Origin of the sequence: Bacillus sp. L_1B0_5 (assembly GCF_000836715.1) — a bacterium.
Taxonomy (GTDB): Bacteria; Bacillota; Bacilli; order Bacillales; family Bacillaceae_G; genus Bacillus_A; species Bacillus_A thuringiensis_S.
The window spans coordinates 14,454-31,850 of the sequence record NZ_JXIS01000100.1 but is presented as its reverse complement, the minus strand read 5'-3'; the positions used below and the strand labels follow the sequence as shown (position 1 = coordinate 31,850).

The window sequence follows — 17,397 nt, the reverse complement described above, 5'->3', positions numbered from 1 at the left end:
AGAAGTCGATACAAGTACAAGGGAGGTGTTAAAGAGTAATTCTTGAAATTTCATTCACCGTATTAAAATATTTAAAAAAATCCATAAAGGAAATAGAAAGTATGGTGTTGTATATGTACGATAATAGGAAACTTTTTGCAAACTAAACATATAATTTTAATAGACCGACAGTCGGTCTAGTGAGAAGGAGAACTTGAATGCGAATTGTAAAGGAGTATGAGGAGCGTAGAAAGGAAATTTTAGAAATAGCTGAGCGTTTGTTTCTTACGAAAGGCTATACGAAAACAACCGTGAATGACATTTTAAAAGAAATTGGTATAGCAAAGGGGACGTTTTATCATTATTTTAAGTCGAAGGAGGAAGTAATGGATGAAATCATTATGAGGATTATTAAAGAGGATGTCACTAAGGCGAAAAGGATTGTCTCCAATCCCGATATTCCAGTTTTAGATAAGTTATTTAAAATTTTAATGGAACAATCACCAAAATCGGGAGATGTAAAAGATAAAATGATTGAACAATTCCATCAACCAAATAATGCAGAAATGCATCAGAAAAGTTTAGTGCAGTCCATTATACATTTATCTCCTGTATTAACGGAAGTTTTAGAGCAAGGAATAGAAGAAGGCATATTTTGTACCTCATACCCACAAGAAACGATTGAACTGTTAATTTCCTCAGCGCAAGTCATATTTGATGATGGTTTATTCCAGTGGAAACCTGAAGAAATGATAAACAGAGCTAAAGCTTATATCAAAATGATGGAAGCATCTGTCGGAGCGAAAGAGGGATCTTTTGATTATATGATGGAAGTTTTAATTAAACAGAAATAGTGATTTTCTGTTTGAGTATTATCGACCGACAGTCGGTCTAGGTTAAATGAAGGATGTGACGAGGATGCCAGCAAGTATTCAATCTTCCTTGAAAGATTTTCACTTAATGGTAAGTGGTCAAATTATTACTATTTTAGGTTCAACACTATTACGTTTTGCTCTCTCACTATATGTGCTAGATATAACAGGGCGTGCAGATATATTCGCAGGGTTATATGCGGTAACGAGTATTCCGTTTCTGCTAGCACCTCTTGGCGGAGCAATAGCAGATCGTTTCAACCGCCGTAATGTAATGGTCATTTTTGATTTTATAAACGCTGCTATTGTATTAAGTTTTATAGTTTTGTTATTAACTGAATCGGTATCTATTTTAATGATTGGAACAATTATGTTTTTACTAGCAGTCGTTAGTGCAATGTACGCACCAGTTGTAATGGCGAGTATTCCTCAATTAGTTCCAGAGAAAAAGTTAGAACAAGCAAACGGTATCGTAAATGGTGTGCAAGCATTATCTAATATAGTTGCACCTGTACTAGGAGGAATATTATACGGCATAATTGGTTTGAAAATGCTCGTAATAATAAGTTGTCTCGCTTTCTTTTTATCTGCAATTTTAGAAATGTTTATTACAATACCATTTATAAAAAGAATACAGGAAGGCCATATCGTACCGATAATTGTAAAAGATATGAAAGAAGGTTTTCTTTATGTTTTAAAACAATCTTTTATTTTGAAGGCTATGTTACTTGCAGCTTTACTAAACTTAATTTTGACACCGTTATTTGTTGTTGGAGGACCTATTATATTACGAGTAACTATGCAGAGTAGCGATACGATGTATGGAATTGGAATGGGATTAATTGATTTTGCAACTATATTAGGTGCATTGTCAATCGGTTTCTTTGCTAAAAAGTTACAGATGAAAACATTATATAATTGGATGCTTATCATAGCTTTATTAGTAATACCAGTGGCACTATCAGTTACACCGTTTACTCTTAATTTAGGATACTATCCACCATTTATCCTCTTTATACTTTCTTCTCTTCTAATCGCAATGATTATGACAATTGTATCCATCTATGTGATTACTGTAGTCCAAAAGAAAACACCAAATGAAAATCTAGGAAAAGTGATGGCATTTATAACAGCGGTATCTCAATGTATGGCACCAATTGGGCAAGTCGTATATGGTTTTATGTTTGAACGATTCAGTACGAAAATTTATTTACCTATATTTGCTATTAGTTTCATAATGATATTAATAGCTATAGTGACGAAGAAAATATTAAGAAATGAAGGGAACTAGCCTCATATGCTTAGAGTATTAGTGAAACCCAACCCTAATCAATTCTTCATCATTTATTTCAATTACGAATCTATATTCTTTGTCTAATAGCCAGTAATAAAAACTGACTGCATCAACGTCAACTAGTGATTGGAATACTTTATCAAGATTTGTACTTACTACAGGGATTTCATAGTTATCCCATATTATAAAAATCTGTTCGTCAAAATCTAGTTGGTTTGCTCTAATAAGGGAAATTAGTTGTTCTTTGTTCGAAGCTATGAATTGATTATCTATCTGTTCCCAATCTATTCTTCCCGAGACAGTTATAGGAAATGAATTCATTAAAATAGTAGCAATCTGTTGGCTTTTTTCTTGGGAGAAAATGAGAGTTTCGTTTCCTAGGGATTCAAGGCATTCATTAAACAAAGGGTTTGTATCATTTCTGTTTTTTGTTTTCAGTGCTTTTAACTTTTGTCGCATTTTCCATTGTCTTGACGATCTATCATCCATTTTTAACATTCCTTATACAATTATTTAAGAATGAGTATAGCATATAAGGGAAGTTTTTATGAAAAGGAACTTCTTAAATATAAATTAAACAAAAGTGTTATTTGAAAAAAGGGCCTTTTACGGAAAGATAAGAGGCTATCAAAAAATATAACAACATAAAAATTTTATATTATGTATATACAATTTGAAAAGTTTACTGGAAATAATAAAATGTATAAAATTCTTATAAAAAAAGCCCTAGTATTAGGGGGGCTAGGGCTTAATCTGTTGGTATATCTCACACGACATTATAAAAGAAAAGAACTTAATGAAGATAACACATGAATGTTTCGTAAATGTATCAACAAAAGTGAACAAAAGCTTTATTTTAAGGACCATGATATATTATCAAGGGCTTTATAAATATAACTATACATTCGGTAAAAGAAATATTTTGGATTGTATTTTTGTTTCCAGTTCATAATAATCACCTCTCATACAAATAGCTTAATTATATTATAAGGTTATTAATGAGAATGTTAAGAAAACTTGATATGAATTAAGGTGAATTTAAACAAACTAGTAATTGTAATTAAAAAGCAGTTAGCTTTTGCTAGCTGTTTCACTCACTGGGAGTTTTTTTTATGTAATTTAGATAAAGAAACTAGCCATTAAAAATATTGCTCCTATCAAAATTAGAGAATCAACTAAAATCAAGAACTGTTTTTTCTGTGGCTTTTGAAATTCCTTTATTAATCTAAAAACTGCACTTATTCCGAAACAAATGTATAACAAAATCATTATTATTTTTAGTATTACTAACACTTCTAATATATTAATTATGTATTGGAGAATATATCCATATAAGTTTTTAATAAAATTCTTATTTAAATAGAAAATGCCAGCTGAAATGTCAAGGGCGTATCAGCTGGTACTGAAATAGATATTAACTTTTAATATTAGGTTTTTTAGTTCCTACTTTTGCTCTTATTTTTAGAAGAGATTGTACCAAATATTGCTCCGGACATTGCTCCAATCAAAGTCATAAAAATTGCACTCCATGCTGCAAATGACATAATTACACCTCCTAATAACAAAATGCTACAACTATATTAATTATTATATATGAATTTAAGGGTGTAAAGTGGGGAAAAGTTAGAAAATTAAACAAAAGTGTTAATTCAATTAAAAAAAGAGCCCCACTATAATGGCTGTAAGGCTTCATAAGGTCGAGTTGTGTCGTACTCACAAGGGATTTTAACATGAATGTTGTGGTAAACATACTGGTAAATGCATCTAATTTATTTAGAGCAGTTATTTTAAACAAAAACAATATTTGGTAAGTATATTGTTTTTAACAAAAATTTGATTTTATGGAAATTAAAACCCTAGTTTCCTAGGGTAATGGTATAACAGCCAAATATATTTTATTCTTATATATCTTAACTTAATATTACGCTAAAAACATCAGGTAAGTGTAACCAATTGCAGAAAATAAAAGAGCAGCTAGCAAACGCTAACTGCTCGGTTCTCCAAGGGGGAACAAGGAGAAAATCTAATGTCATATACAGTATTAACGGAATATTGAGTTTTATTCTATTTAAATCAAAAAAATGAATTTAATAATTATGATGCGATTAAAGATACTAAAAACACATTATTAATATTAAGTACAAAAGTAAGAACAATGTAAGTGTGATTGTAATTATACTTCTAAGCGTTGTTTTCGCAGTAGTTGGCGTATTCATTCCTATAAGGCCACCAATACAGGTCCAAGCTGTTAATATCAGTAAAAAAAATATTGGGTCGGTAGAACTCCAATTCATCGCTGTATTAATAGATTCATTTTCAAAGTATAGGATAAGTAAGCCAATACAAATAGTAGGAGTTTTTTCTTTGTTTGAAAGTTCAAAAAGATATATAATAATTTTCTGACTATTAAAATATGGAGGGTAAAAATGAAAACTGAAACGTTACACACACAAGAAGACATTTTAAAAATGCTTGATTCATTATTAAGACCTGCTGAACCCTTTTGGAATGAGTTTTATGAGAATAGAGAAAAGGATGTTCCGTTTTTTGAAAATGTTCCAGATGAGAATCTAGTTTCGTATATACAAAAAGAGAGAGTTTTAAAAGGGGAGGTATTAGAACTTGGATGTGGTCCAGGTAGAAATGCCATTTATTTAGCGACTCAAGGATTTGATGTAACAGCAGTGGATTTATCTGTAGAAGGCATTAATTGGGCTAAAGAAAGGGCATTGGCAAAAGAGGTAGAAATTCATTTTATTTGTGATTCGATTTTTAATTTAGAGGTTCAAAACGAATTTGATTTTGTATACGATTCGGGTTGTTTGCATCACATTCCACCGCATAGAAGAATAAATTATGTGGATTTAATTAAAAACTCATTAAAATCGGGTGGTTATTTCGGATTAACATGTTTTGCGGCAGGCGATTTAGATGAGCGAAATGGATCAGAAATAACAGATTGGGACGTATATAGAGAATGGAGTCTACAAGGTGGTCTTGCATACTCGGAAGAAAAGTTAAGAGAGATATTTAAAGAATTTGAGGTAATTGAGATTAGAAGGATGAAACAAATAAAACAACCGAAAGAAATGTTTGGAGAATCATTTCTTTGGACAGCATTATTTAAGAAGAAATAAGAAAGTAGATAATTGACAAACTCATCGTTTTTATAGACAATACACTTATAGGAATGTACGTTCGGTTTTTTGACCGACTTATGTTTTACATAAATATATAACAAGGGGCTGTCTCCATATGAGTAACACAAATCAAAAAATTACTACGTTTTTAATGTTTGAAGGCAAAGCTGAAGAAGCAATGAATTTTTATACGTCGCTATTTGATCAATCGGAAATTGTAAGTATTTCTCGCTACGATGAAAATGGACCTGGTAAAGAGGGAACTGTAATTCATGCAACTTTTACGCTAAATGGCCAAGAGTTTATGTGTATTGATAGTTATGTAAATCATAATTTTACATTCACTCCAGCTATGTCTCTTTATGTAACTTGTGAGACAGAAGAAGAAATTGAAACGGTCTTTCATAAACTAGCGCAGGGTGGAGCAATTCTTATGCCTTTAGGTTCTTATCCGTTTAGTAAAAAGTTTGGCTGGTTAAATGATAAGTATGGTGTATCTTGGCAGTTAACTCTTGCTGAATAAAAAAGAAAAAGCATAGCTTATTTGTTTAAAGGATTTAGTTAAAAGCTTGAAAAATGAAATAACATAAAAAAGCGTTCCAACTGTTAACAGATTTGGAATGCTTTTTTTATGTGGAAGTGAGTTGTTTAAAACTTACCAATTCTACGATTAGTTTAAATGAATGGAATAGATGTGTAATTCTTTGTCTTTTTAGAATTCTTTGGTAATTTTTTGCATTTATCTGTTAATATAAATATAGACAACTATGTATGAACTATCAGGCAGGTTAATAGAAAAAGGAAAGCATTAAGCTTACACATTGAATGCAACTAGATCGTTAGGAGGACTAATCGCGATGGATACTACACAACAAAACAGCAATGCATGGGATAAGAAGGTTGAAGAAGGTTCTAGATACACGCAGCCTGTAAGTAGCGAGGTTATTGAGAAAAGCAAATCAGGTGAATGGGAGATTACAGTCACTACGGAAAAATCAGTTCCTAGAGAGTGGTTTCCAAAGTCATTAGATGGATTAAAGATACTTTGCTTAGCATCAGGTGGTGGACAACAAGCACCTGTTCTAGCTACTGCTGGAGCAGATGTAACAGTAACTGATATATCTAAGAAGCAATTGGAACAAGATGAAAAGGTAGCAAAAAGGGATGGTTTGTCTTTAAAAACCGTACAAGGAGATATGTCAGACCTTGGTGATTTTGAGGATGAATATTTTGATATTGTAGTAAATCCTGTCTCTAATTTGTTTGTAAAAGATGTTCATCTTGTATGGAATGAAGTTTCTAGGGTTTTAAAGAATAAAGGTATTCTTATTGCTGGATTTACAAATCCGTTACTATGGATCTTTGATGATAACCAAGAACAAAAAGGTATTCTTGATGTTAAACATTCAATTCCTTCATCAACATTGGATTATTTACCAGAGGATGAAGTTCAAGATTACATCGATTCAAATCAAACAATAGAATATGCGCATACTTTAGAAGACCAAATCCAAGGCCAAATTGAAGCTGGTTTTGCTATAACAGGTTTTTATGAGGATGATTTTGGTGGGACAAGGATATTAGATAAGCATATTAAAACATTTATTGCGACAAAAGCTATAAAGTTAAAGATGGATTAAGAATTTTTGCTTGTCATACGGGGCGTTAGTCGAAGAATGCTCTTAAAATAGAAAAGGATGGTGCTTTCCATCCTTTTCCTTATGTATTTTGAGTGTCGAAACTATTCTCAAAACAAGTTTTACACTACTAATTGTATAATTAGGTTATGCTTCTATATTAAGAATTTTGCTGACCGAATCTTTTCCCGAGTTTAGCTAACAATTCAGGTTGATCGCTTTGGCTCATTATAACTTCAATAAAGATAAGTTGATTCTTATTAAAAGTTATATTTGTTAAGACTTCTGCTAATTCTGCTTCATTTTCTACTTTAAATGTTAGACTTTTTTCTTCTGATCCAAATACCATTGATAGTTTATTGTAATCCCACATCTGTATGTCATTATATGATTGGTTTTGTCCGTGAATGGCACGTTCAACAGTGTATCCGTTGTTATTGATTAAAAATATAATCGGTTTTAAATTTTGACGTAGTATAGTTGATAACTCTTGGGCAGTTACTTGGAAAGAACCATCACCAATAATTAAAATGTTGCGCCATGATAAATTGGCGAGCTGTGTACCAAGTAGAGCGGGCAGTGTATATCCGATAGATCCCCATAACGGTTGTCCTACATATGCAGTGTTATTAGGTAGAGGGATAGCAGCACTACCAAAGAAAGGTGTTCCTTGCTCTACAATTAAGACGTCGTTTTCTTGTAAGAAATGGTACATTTGCTGCCAAAAACGTTTTTGTGTGACCATTTGTGCTTTTGGAATGAACTCTTCAGTAAAAGGTGATGATTCTAAAATAAATGGCTTAACGTCAAGGGTATCTTTATTACGATGCTCAATTGAATCACTTAAATGTTGTAAAACATCCTGCATTACAACTGGACCGTATTTTTTATCTATAATTTTCACAGTGTAGGGATGAATTTCTATAACTTGTTCTTTTGTAAAACCTTGTGTGAAGCCGCCTGTAATAGTATCAGTTAACTTCACACCAATACTAATAATACAATCAGATTCATCAATTCTTTTTCTCAAGTACGGAGAACTTACATCACCAGTATAAATCCCTATAAATTGAGGGTGTTTTTCTGGGAATATTCCTTTTCCCATACTTAACGTCGCGATGGGAAACCCAGTTTTTTCTACGAATTGATGTAAATTTTCTTTAGCGTGAAATCGATCTACTTCAAAATCAGCTAAAATTACAGGTTTTTTGGCGTTATTTATTATTGAAGTGGCATGTAGAAGCATTTTATCCAACGCTTCTTTATTACTTAAAATCGGTTTATATAAAATTGGTTCTGTAGGTTTATTAATTGGTTTATTATACACATCAATCGGCAAATTAATATGAACCGGGCGTTTTTCATTCCAACATGCGCGTAAAACACGGTCAATTTCCTCAGCAGCATGCTCAGGTGTTACATTTGTTTGTGCCACAGTGATTTCTCGATACATATTGGAAAAGTGATCGAACTTTCCATCTCCTAACGTATGATGGACGATTGCTCCATTTTCCATTACTTTTGTTGGTGGCGTACCCGTGATTTTTATAACTGGCACGTTTTCCGCATATGAGCCAGCAATACCGTTAATAGCGCTTAATTCTCCAACACCGAAAGTAGTAATAAGAGCAGCGATTCCTTTTATGCGAGCGTACCCATCTGCTGCATATGCAGCATTTAATTCATTACAATTGCCAATCCACTTTAAATTTTCATGTGCTACCACATCATCTAAAAAGGCAAGATTATAATCACCAGGAACCCCAAATATATGTTCAATTCCTAATTCGTGTAGTCTATCCAATAAATATGTACTTACAGTGTATTGTTTTTTCAAATGAATCAGCTCCTAATTATGCAATGAATGTTTCAATAGACTGAACAAGTTCTAATGCGTTGATTAAAATATTCATTACTAGATTGTGGTATAATTTACATACAGGGGGAAAGTAGATGACACAACATAAAGAAGAACAGATGAATGAGGCATTAGCATTATTTTATTTTGCATATAAAACATTTACTGAAAAGCCAGATGAAATTATAAAAGAATATGGCATTCAACGAGTACATCATCGAATTTTATTTTTTATCGCACGTTTTCCAGGGATAAGTGTAAATGAGTTATTATCACTATTAGAAATAAGTAAACAAGCTCTTCACGGACCGTTACGTCAACTTGTGGAAAAGGGCTTAATTGAGAGTAATGAGGCTATGCATGATCGACGTGTAAAACAGTTGTCTTTAACAGAAAAAGGTGCAGATTTAGAGAAAAAACTGAGTGATGTACAAAGACAACAAATGGGTGCTATTTTTTCAAAATTTGGTGAATCATGTGAGGACAATTGGCACCAAGTTATGAATGAAATGGCAAATAGCCGATCAGGTTTTGATGCTTGGGTATCAAAACGGGAAATACCAGTCGATCAAAAATAATGAAAAAACTTCTGTTTTTATCGTTTGAAAAAGAACAAATTTTATCCATACATTTGGCAACTATCGTTTGGTCATAGAGTGAATGGATAAAAAGATACATTACTAGATACTTTATACGTGTACGCAATGGAACAATAAAATGCACATTTCCGAAAGGGGAATTATAATGATAAAACTTGTACTTATTCGTCACGGACAAAGTTTATGGAATCTTGAAAATCGCTTTACTGGATGGACAGATGTTGATTTATCAGAGAACGGATTAAGTGAAGCGAGAGAAGCAGGAGCAATATTAAAGAAAAACGGATATACTTTTGATGTGGCTTATACATCTGTATTAAAACGCGCAATTCGGACGTTATGGATTGTACTTCATGAGATGGATCTTACTTGGGTCCCAATACATAAATCTTGGAAGCTAAATGAAAGGCATTATGGTGCATTGCAGGGGTTGAATAAAGATGAAACTGCTCAAAAATATGGTGAGGAGCAAGTTCATATTTGGAGAAGAAGTGTTGATGTAAGACCACCGGCTCTTACTGAAGACGATTCTCGATATGAAGCGAATGATCCAAGATATAAAACACTCAAAAAAGGTGAATTCCCATTAACTGAATGTTTAGAGGATACGGAGAAGAGAGTACTTGCTTATTGGCATTCAGAAATTGCGCCGACATTAAAAAGTGGTAATAAAGTAATTATTTCATCACACGGTAACACAATTCGCTCGCTAGTAAAATACTTAGATAACCTTTCAAGTGATGGTGTAGTTTCATTAAATATTCCAACTAGCATTCCGCTTGTTTATGAATTAGATGAAGATTTACGTCCGATTCGTCATTATTATTTAAGTATGGATGGAGAAGTACCTGAAGGGGAAATTCCGAAACATATTTCTTTTTAATACGAAAATTTGAAATGGATGCTTGTCTACATATACAATGTAGACTCATGGTAAAGTAAAACTTTAATCAGTGGGGGTCTTATTGCCCACAAATAGCAGGATAAAAGACGTGGCACCTTCTAATATATATGCGATGTAGCTAAATTTAGAAGCTTGTCCACGTCTTTTGTCATAAAGAGAGCAGCTTGCGCATGTAATGATATCGTGAGTAGTTTTTGAATGGAGGGTGATGTGATTAATGATCTCTAACATTCGAATTGGCTTATTTGTTTTAGCGATTGTCTTTGTAGTCCTTGTTTTCTTTTATTGGAAAAATGAAGAGTTGTACGAGGAGAAGAAGCAACGTATTAGAAAGACTTGGTATGGTTTGTTTATCATATCTGTCACTGTGTATTTCATGATAAAAGGAATCGATTTAACCCTCTGGAAAAATCTTTTGATGTTTACTGCAATGGTTATTTTTGTTGATATTGCGTTCATTTTAACACCTAATATTTCAGAAATATGGGGTGCGAAATTTACCGATATTGGCAAGACAGTTCAATCAATAAAACGATCATTAATTGCATCTAAAGCGAGAGGGGAAATATACACGATAATTATTCAAAATGTTAACCCATCAGTATTCGGTACGATGGAATGGCATACAGAAGAGGAATATACAAAGAGCTTAAATGCATTTTTAGATTCATATGGGGAAAAGATTGGTGCGAAAATTGTTGTTTTTGAAGCCGCGAAAGAATTAAATACAAACTTTCGGGGTATTCGCTCGCAATTTAGTATTATCGTTCCGTTAGAACATATCGAGCAATTGAATGAGCAGAAAGCGGTGCAAGTAGAAAATGTCGGGATTATACCAGCAAAAATAGTAAGTGACGTTTTCATTATTATTGATGGAAAGAAAAATAACCTGCAAGATCGAGATTTTGAAAATGTATATAATTTAACAATACATCATAGTTATTTTAGTAAATAAGGACAGAATCTTCTTCTGTCCTTTTCTTCTATACATAAATTAAAAACAAAATCCGACAAAGTTGAATAAAATTGGACAATCATTCCTACACTAGCATGTAGAGGTGATTGTAGTGGTAAAAGATTATGACAATGATTTTTTTAAAGAAGATAACGAAGATACAACCGATTTCTCTTTAATAAAAGGTGATACGTTGCAGCAAGTAGAAGAATTAGAAGAAGAATTAAAAAGAAAATCATAAGTGTACATTCTTTCTATATTTGCTATATAATATAAATAAAAGGTTGTATCTTTTTGAAAAGGGGGAGAAGAGATGGCTGAAGTCAATGTACAAAAGTCTTCGTTTTTTAAAGAAAAAAAAGAAGAATCAAATACAGATTTCTCTCTTGTGAAAGGTGCATTAACGGAGAATATAAATCGGTTGGAGAAACTGATGAATAATAGCAGTTCAAAATATATACATGTGAAAAAAACAAAAGAAAATGCATAGAGCATTTTCTTTTGTTTTTTTATTTAATAGTAAACTTTTCTCTTATTTTTTCAGGCAAATCTGCTTTCTGAATCTCTTCATAGGACTTTACTTCAATTGATGATATTTCATTTTTATTATTATCATCATGATCTACATAAAGGCGTAAAAACGCGTCTTCATTTAATTTATGATTGTTTTCTTTTTTTGTACTTCTAAATGTAATTTGTTTTTTGACGCCATCTTTATCATATGCGGGCAGCGTATAGTTTCGTAAGTTTCTACCATCTACTTTTTCGATAGTTCCTTCGCCTTTTATCTGCATGTAATATACATCTTTACCAATTCTATTTAGTGACGCTCTCTCACAGCCAATAGTAAAACTAGAAAATAATAAACATAGTGTAATAATTGCTAAAAACTTTTTCATTTTCTTTATCTCCTTTAATGTGTTTCTTTAAAAAGTATACGGCTATTATTAAATGAGAAAAATCGATATAGATTACAATACCCTTACAATGTTGTAAGAGTGTTGTACATAAAATGAACAATAAAAGTTAAAAGAAAGGTAAAATAATGAATCATGGTATAATGATAAAAGACTTACATACTATTTTTCATTTTGAGAGGAGCTTGAAAAATGTATTCTACTTTAGAACAATTAACAAAGCACCCTGTATTTTATCATTTTGCAGAAATTTCAAAGATTCCTAGAGGATCAGGTAATGAAAAGGAAATTAGTGATTATTTAGTGGGCTTTGCAAAAGAGCGTAACTTAGAAGTCATTCAAGATGAAGCATTAAATGTCATTATTAAAAAAGAAGCAACAGCTGGTTATGAAAATGTACCAGCTATTATTATTCAAGGTCATATGGATATGGTTTGCGAAAAAAATCAAGCAACAGTACATGATTTTGAAAAAGATCCAATTGAATTACGAATCATTGGGGATATGTTATATGCAAATCAAACAACTTTAGGTGCTGATAATGGTATTGCAGTTGCGTATGCATTAGCTTTATTAGATTCAAAAGAAATTACGCATCCAGCACTTGAAGTCGTTATCACTACTGAAGAAGAAACGACAATGGGCGGGGCTTTTGCTATTGATCCAAATCATTTTGAAGGGAAGATATTTATAAATATTGATTCTGAAGAAGATCATAAATTACTTGTAAGTAGTGCAGGTGGTGCGAAAGCTGTTGAAACAATCCCCGTAATTTGGGATGAAACGCCAGCGAATATGGATGCATACCGTCTATATGTTGGCGGTCTAAAAGGCGGACATTCTGGTATGGAAATTGATAAACAACGCGGTAATGCGAACAAAGTATTAGGACGAGTATTACGTGACTTATCAGCACATACGGAGTTTAACATAAGTGAAGTTCACGGCGGATTAAAAACGAATGCAATTCCGCGTGAAAGTGTAGCTACAATTTTAATTCGTACAGAAGATGTAGGACAAGTAGAAGAAAAACTAGAATCATGGACACGTGTATTACAAGAAGAAATGCGTGCTGTTGATCCAGATGTTCATGTTACACTGACAAAATTGGATGGAACAGTTGAAAAAGTATTTGCTAAAGAGACACAAAAGCAGCTTATTTCATCATTATTCTTAATTCCGAATGGTATTCAAAGTATGAGCATGGATATTAAAGGTCTTGTAGAAAGTTCAACAAATTTAGGCGTTATTGAAACTTTGCAAGATGAAATTAAATTACGTAACGAAGTGCGAAGTTCTGTAAGTAGTTTAAAACAACATGTTGCAGAAGAAATCAAATATATTGCTGAATTAGTTGGTGCTACATTTGAAATAGAGTCAGAGTATCCAGAATGGCCATACAATCCAAACTCACAAATTCGTAATTTATTTGAAAAAGTACATCAAGAAAAATACAATAAAGAAATTGAAATCTTCGCTGTACATGCGGGGATTGAGTGTAGCGCATTCGTTCAAAAGATGCCTGAATTAGATGCAATTTCATTCGGACCAGACATTTTCAACGTCCACACTCCAGATGAACATATCAGTATCTCTTCTGTAGTGAATAACTGGGGATTCTTCATTGATGTAATGAATGGTACGAAAGAATTAGCTAAGTAATAACGACGAAATAAAAAGGAGCCTATAAAAATTTATAGGCTCCTTTTTTGTATTGGAATTTATCCCGCTATTTGCCGAGCAGCCCGATTGGTTTAACTAATAAACAGTGGGTGATGCATAAAACCCCTACTGATTAAAGTTTCATTTTATGAGAAGTCATTTTTCGTTAGTATGTAATATTAAGCTTGAACAATTAATAAGGATGAATTGTTGATGTTTTTTAGTACTGATGAAGGGGTGGAGAAATGAAGGGAAGAAATCATTTTATTGTTTGTATGTTTTTATTGTTCTTCACATTTAGTTTTATTGGTGTTCAGAAAATAATAGCAGAAGAAGTTGAATTTTCAGGGACAACAGCTCCATTGAATGTAAATGTTAGAGAGGCGAAAAGTTTGAATGCAAATATTGTAGATGTGATTCCCGGAAATACAAAAGTATCTTTTAAAGGATGGGAGTATGGTGAAGCGGTTAAAGATTACTGGACAGGAAATTTAGACAATCGTTGGTTTTACTATTTTAAAGATGGAAAAAAAGTATATGTAACATCAGCGTATATTAATGGAAATCCTCCAAGTACACCAATAGACCGTAAATTATCTGTACCTAACATATTACAAGAAAGATCAAATTGGTGTTGGGCAGGCACTTCGGTCTCAGTTTTAAATTATTTTGGGAAAACTCCTTCACAAGATCAGTACGTTAGGTATGTTAAGGGTGGATCATATAATAATCCTGCAACTTCACGTGAAATACAATATGGATTATCGGGATATGGTGTTAGCTCAGCTATAAGTTCTGGAGCAAAATCGTATGAGTGGTTCAAAAGTCAAATTAATAGTAATCAGCCGATGATTGCACTCATTATGTGGCAAAATGGAGCTAACATCGGACACTTTCTAGTACTTGATGGATTTTATAAAGGGACAAATGGAACCGATTATATAACGTACATGGACCCTTGGTATGGTGATCATTATAATCATAATTTCAGTACGTTCCATAACAATAATAATTTTTGGTGGAGTGAAACTGTTTATAATATCCATGCAAACTAATAATATTAAAAGCGGGGGTTCATAAATGGGAAAACTACTTAAGCTTGTGATACCGTGCATGTGTTTAATGACCGTTATTATTTTCGCTAGTAAAATTAGTTATGCATCAAAAAATAAAAGTGAATCGGTACAATCGATCGCATTAAAAGATTATCAATATAGTAAGGGAAGTTCTTCTGAAAATTTAAGCTTTGAAAAAATAACAACATCTCCATTTTCGTTACCAATCTATGAAACAATTCCAGCACAGCAAATTTTAAATAGCTCTGAATTTAAGTATTTACTATTACCAACAAATGAAAAGTTGTGGTTTATTATGAAGGGTGAGCAGCCAGAAGGAATGATTGTTGCGAATGATATTGAACCGATTCGAACGGGCGGAGAAAATAGAAGTAAAGATTTATATGGATTATATACAGCAATAAAGAATAATACAAATGAAACAAAAGATATTAGTTATTTCGAATTTGAAGGGCAAGGAATATTGGTAGTAAATCAAAATAATGATCAAGAAATATACCTTAGTAAAGGTGCCGCTGCCATATTAAAACTTCCTGCTGGTCAAAAAGTATTGAGCAGTGAAGTAATACAGAAAATGAAAGAGAGAATTGTAACTGCTTTTGAATAGTTAATTATAAACCGAATAAATATATATGTATTTAGTATGAAATTTCATGTACTGTATTGTTTTCAAAAATAATACAGTACATGGTATAAAAAGGATAACAAGAGAAAAGAGTGTAAGATATTATGAAAAATGATGATTATAGTAGGAAGAGTTGATTCTTACTTGTTTTGTATAGAGTTCGATTCAAATTGCACTTCACATTTAAAATATTTAAATAATTCAAACAGAAAAGCTTGACCTTCACACTATGTAAAGGTTTACAGTAAGACAGAAAAGGAGGTTAAGAAATGAAAAAAATAACGAATTTGTGTATGAGTGCTATACTAACCACATCTATTTTCGGTGGTTATGCTCTAGGGAAGGGGATTGAGAAAGTTCAGGCGAAGGAAATTGAAAAAACGCAAAGAAAAGATATGAAGAAAGTAGAGGTGCGAAAACAAGTAGGAAAGTATACAATGCCAGATGAAAAAAGCAAACATGAAGGAACATGGCTACAATGGCCTCATGAATTTACATATGGGCAAAAATATCAGCAAGAAGTAGAGCCAATTTGGATTCAAATGACAAATGCTTTAAGCAAAGGCGAAAAAGTTCATATTGTTGCATATGATCAAGAAGAAAAAGAAAGAATTACTGAGGTTTTAATAGATCACGGGGTGAATATGGGGAAAATTGATTTCTTTATCGCACCTACTGACGATGTATGGACAAGAGATACTGGACCAATTTTTGTTTATGATAATGACAAAAATCTAAAGATATTAGACCCGGGATTTAATGGATGGGGAAAGAAAACACCATATAAGAAAGATGCTCATCTTCGTGAGAATCTTAGCAAACAGTTAGGTATTGAAAGAATTGATTGGAATAAATTTGTTCTTGAAGGTGGCGCATTTGAATTAGATGGTAATGGAACTGCTTTACTAACTAGAAGTGCTGTGACGAATAAAAATAGAAACGCTAAATTGTCAGAAAAAGATATTGAAAAATATATTAGTGACCTTGGGGTAACAAATTTTATTTGGTTAGATGGAGTACCTAACTTAGATATTACTGATTTTCATATTGATGGATTTGCAAAATTCCACGATAAATCTACTATTATAACATTAAACAAAAAAGATTTAGCTGAATGGGGAACGTCTGATAAAGATATTAACAAGTTGTTGCAGGCAAAAGATGCTGAGGGTAATAAGTACAAGTATGTATATCTGCCGCTAAGCAAGAATAATGTTACATTAGAAAACGGAAAGAAACTTGATTATAAAGGTTCATATATTAATTATTATATAGCGAATCAAGTTATCTTAGTTCCTAACTATAATGATCCTAATGATAAAATAGCAAATGAGATGATTCAAAAACTTTATCCTGATCGTAAAGTTGTGGGGGTTGATGTAAGAGAGCTTTATAAAAATGGTGGTATGATCCATTGTATTACTCAACAACAACCAATTAATTTAAAATAATATATTTATAGTGTTCAGTGGAGTTTTCTATTTTTTATGAAAACCTGTTTATCTATAGGATAGGTAAAGATGCGATGGCATTTTTACCTATTTTATTGTAATTTTTATGAGTTAAGTATACCTTTCCTATAAACTGAAGAAACCCACCCTTTTTGAAAAGAGCTTAATCAAAATGGATGGACTTTCTACATTAAAAGCTATACTTGCTGTTGCAGAAGAAACATTGTCTAAAGGTATGTTTTTACCTTTTAAAAGTCGTTCGAAGCCCTTCAATAAAACATCCAAAGAGTCCTCTATTATTGGGATTTTAAAAGTTTCTGGTACAATCATTCTTACTAAAATATCTAAATACAATCTATATTTTTTCTTTTAGCAATCCGTACATGTCCATCACCTTCAAAATACAGAATTACCTTAAATAATAAAAG

The 17,397-nt window shown here is 32.3% G+C and carries 17 protein-coding genes; 14 read left to right on the top strand and 3 right to left on the bottom strand.

Annotation, left to right across the window (positions count from 1 at the left end):
* The first annotated feature begins 197 nt into the window (after positions 1 to 197).
* Complete coding sequence (locus tag RT27_RS26170; protein ID WP_043938135.1) at positions 198 to 833, top strand: TetR/AcrR family transcriptional regulator; 636 nt, start codon at positions 198 to 200, stop codon at positions 831 to 833.
* 64 nt (positions 834 to 897) lie between these two features.
* Positions 898 to 2,142 carry an MFS transporter gene (locus tag RT27_RS26165; protein WP_043938133.1) on the top strand — a complete coding sequence of 415 codons (1,245 nt, stop codon included), beginning with the start codon at positions 898 to 900 and terminating at the stop codon, positions 2,140 to 2,142.
* Between the two features lie 18 nt (positions 2,143 to 2,160).
* Here the strand turns inward: RT27_RS26165 and RT27_RS26160 are convergent, their stop codons facing one another.
* A complete protein-coding gene (locus RT27_RS26160; RefSeq protein ID WP_043938131.1) occupies positions 2,161 to 2,634 on the bottom strand; it encodes a hypothetical protein in 474 nt (157 codons plus the stop codon).
* A gap of 1,937 nt (positions 2,635 to 4,571) precedes the next feature.
* Between RT27_RS26160 and RT27_RS26155 the strand changes: the two genes are divergently transcribed.
* From RT27_RS26155 to RT27_RS26145, 3 genes are all read left to right on the top strand, one after another.
* Positions 4,572 to 5,282 carry a class I SAM-dependent methyltransferase gene (locus tag RT27_RS26155; RefSeq protein WP_029442311.1) on the top strand — a complete coding sequence of 237 codons (711 nt, stop codon included), beginning with the start codon at positions 4,572 to 4,574 and terminating at the stop codon, positions 5,280 to 5,282.
* A gap of 118 nt (positions 5,283 to 5,400) precedes the next feature.
* Complete coding sequence (locus tag RT27_RS26150) at positions 5,401 to 5,808, top strand: VOC family protein (RefSeq protein WP_043938129.1); 408 nt, start codon at positions 5,401 to 5,403, stop codon at positions 5,806 to 5,808.
* A 334-nt stretch (positions 5,809 to 6,142) separates the two neighbouring features.
* Positions 6,143 to 6,925 (top strand): class I SAM-dependent methyltransferase, encoded by a 783-nt coding sequence (locus RT27_RS26145; RefSeq protein WP_043938126.1) that lies wholly within the window; start codon positions 6,143 to 6,145, stop codon positions 6,923 to 6,925.
* A 157-nt stretch (positions 6,926 to 7,082) separates the two neighbouring features.
* On the opposite strand, the gene RT27_RS26140 is transcribed toward RT27_RS26145, so the two are convergent.
* Positions 7,083 to 8,768 (bottom strand): alpha-keto acid decarboxylase family protein, encoded by a 1,686-nt coding sequence (locus RT27_RS26140; protein WP_082044935.1) that lies wholly within the window; start codon positions 8,766 to 8,768, stop codon positions 7,083 to 7,085.
* Positions 8,769 to 8,875: 107 nt separating this feature from the next.
* On the opposite strand from RT27_RS26140, the gene RT27_RS26135 reads away from it, so the two are divergent.
* The 5 genes from RT27_RS26135 (at position 8,876) to spoIISB (ending at position 11,728) form a co-directional block, all read left to right on the top strand.
* Positions 8,876 to 9,358 carry a MarR family winged helix-turn-helix transcriptional regulator gene (locus RT27_RS26135; RefSeq protein WP_016081625.1) on the top strand — a complete coding sequence of 161 codons (483 nt, stop codon included), beginning with the start codon at positions 8,876 to 8,878 and terminating at the stop codon, positions 9,356 to 9,358.
* A gap of 166 nt (positions 9,359 to 9,524) precedes the next feature.
* Positions 9,525 to 10,262: a 2,3-diphosphoglycerate-dependent phosphoglycerate mutase gene (gene gpmA, locus RT27_RS26130; RefSeq protein WP_016081624.1), complete on the top strand. Its 738-nt coding sequence runs from the start codon at positions 9,525 to 9,527 to the stop codon at positions 10,260 to 10,262.
* Between the two features lie 238 nt (positions 10,263 to 10,500).
* Complete coding sequence (locus RT27_RS26125; RefSeq protein WP_043938122.1) at positions 10,501 to 11,238, top strand: type II toxin-antitoxin system SpoIISA family toxin; 738 nt, start codon at positions 10,501 to 10,503, stop codon at positions 11,236 to 11,238.
* Between the two features lie 112 nt (positions 11,239 to 11,350).
* The gene (locus RT27_RS26120; protein ID WP_000237818.1) at positions 11,351 to 11,479 is read left to right on the top strand and encodes a hypothetical protein; all 129 of its coding nucleotides are present in this window, start codon (positions 11,351 to 11,353) and stop codon (positions 11,477 to 11,479) included.
* A gap of 72 nt (positions 11,480 to 11,551) precedes the next feature.
* Positions 11,552 to 11,728 carry a stage II sporulation protein SB gene (gene spoIISB / locus RT27_RS26115; RefSeq protein ID WP_016081622.1) on the top strand — a complete coding sequence of 59 codons (177 nt, stop codon included), beginning with the start codon at positions 11,552 to 11,554 and terminating at the stop codon, positions 11,726 to 11,728.
* Between the two features lie 19 nt (positions 11,729 to 11,747).
* Here spoIISB and RT27_RS26110 read toward each other — a convergent pair whose 3' ends face one another.
* The gene (locus tag RT27_RS26110) at positions 11,748 to 12,137 is read right to left on the bottom strand and encodes a YxeA family protein (protein ID WP_043938120.1); all 390 of its coding nucleotides are present in this window, start codon (positions 12,135 to 12,137) and stop codon (positions 11,748 to 11,750) included.
* Between the two features lie 210 nt (positions 12,138 to 12,347).
* On the opposite strand from RT27_RS26110, the gene pepD reads away from it, so the two are divergent.
* The 4 genes from pepD (at position 12,348) to RT27_RS26090 (ending at position 16,969) form a co-directional block, all read left to right on the top strand.
* Entirely contained in the window at positions 12,348 to 13,817 is a 1,470-nt protein-coding gene (gene pepD, locus RT27_RS26105; protein WP_043938118.1) for a beta-Ala-His dipeptidase, read from the top strand.
* A 245-nt stretch (positions 13,818 to 14,062) separates the two neighbouring features.
* On the top strand, positions 14,063 to 14,872 hold the full coding sequence (locus RT27_RS26100; protein ID WP_043938116.1) for a papain-like cysteine protease family protein: 810 nt from the start codon (positions 14,063 to 14,065) through the stop codon (positions 14,870 to 14,872).
* Between the two features lie 25 nt (positions 14,873 to 14,897).
* Positions 14,898 to 15,500, top strand: coding sequence for a hypothetical protein (locus RT27_RS26095; protein ID WP_043938114.1), 603 nt, complete (start codon positions 14,898 to 14,900; stop codon positions 15,498 to 15,500).
* Positions 15,501 to 15,787: 287 nt separating this feature from the next.
* Positions 15,788 to 16,969, top strand: coding sequence for an agmatine deiminase family protein (locus tag RT27_RS26090; protein WP_043938112.1), 1,182 nt, complete (start codon positions 15,788 to 15,790; stop codon positions 16,967 to 16,969).
* Positions 16,970 to 17,397: the final 428 nt, after the last annotated feature.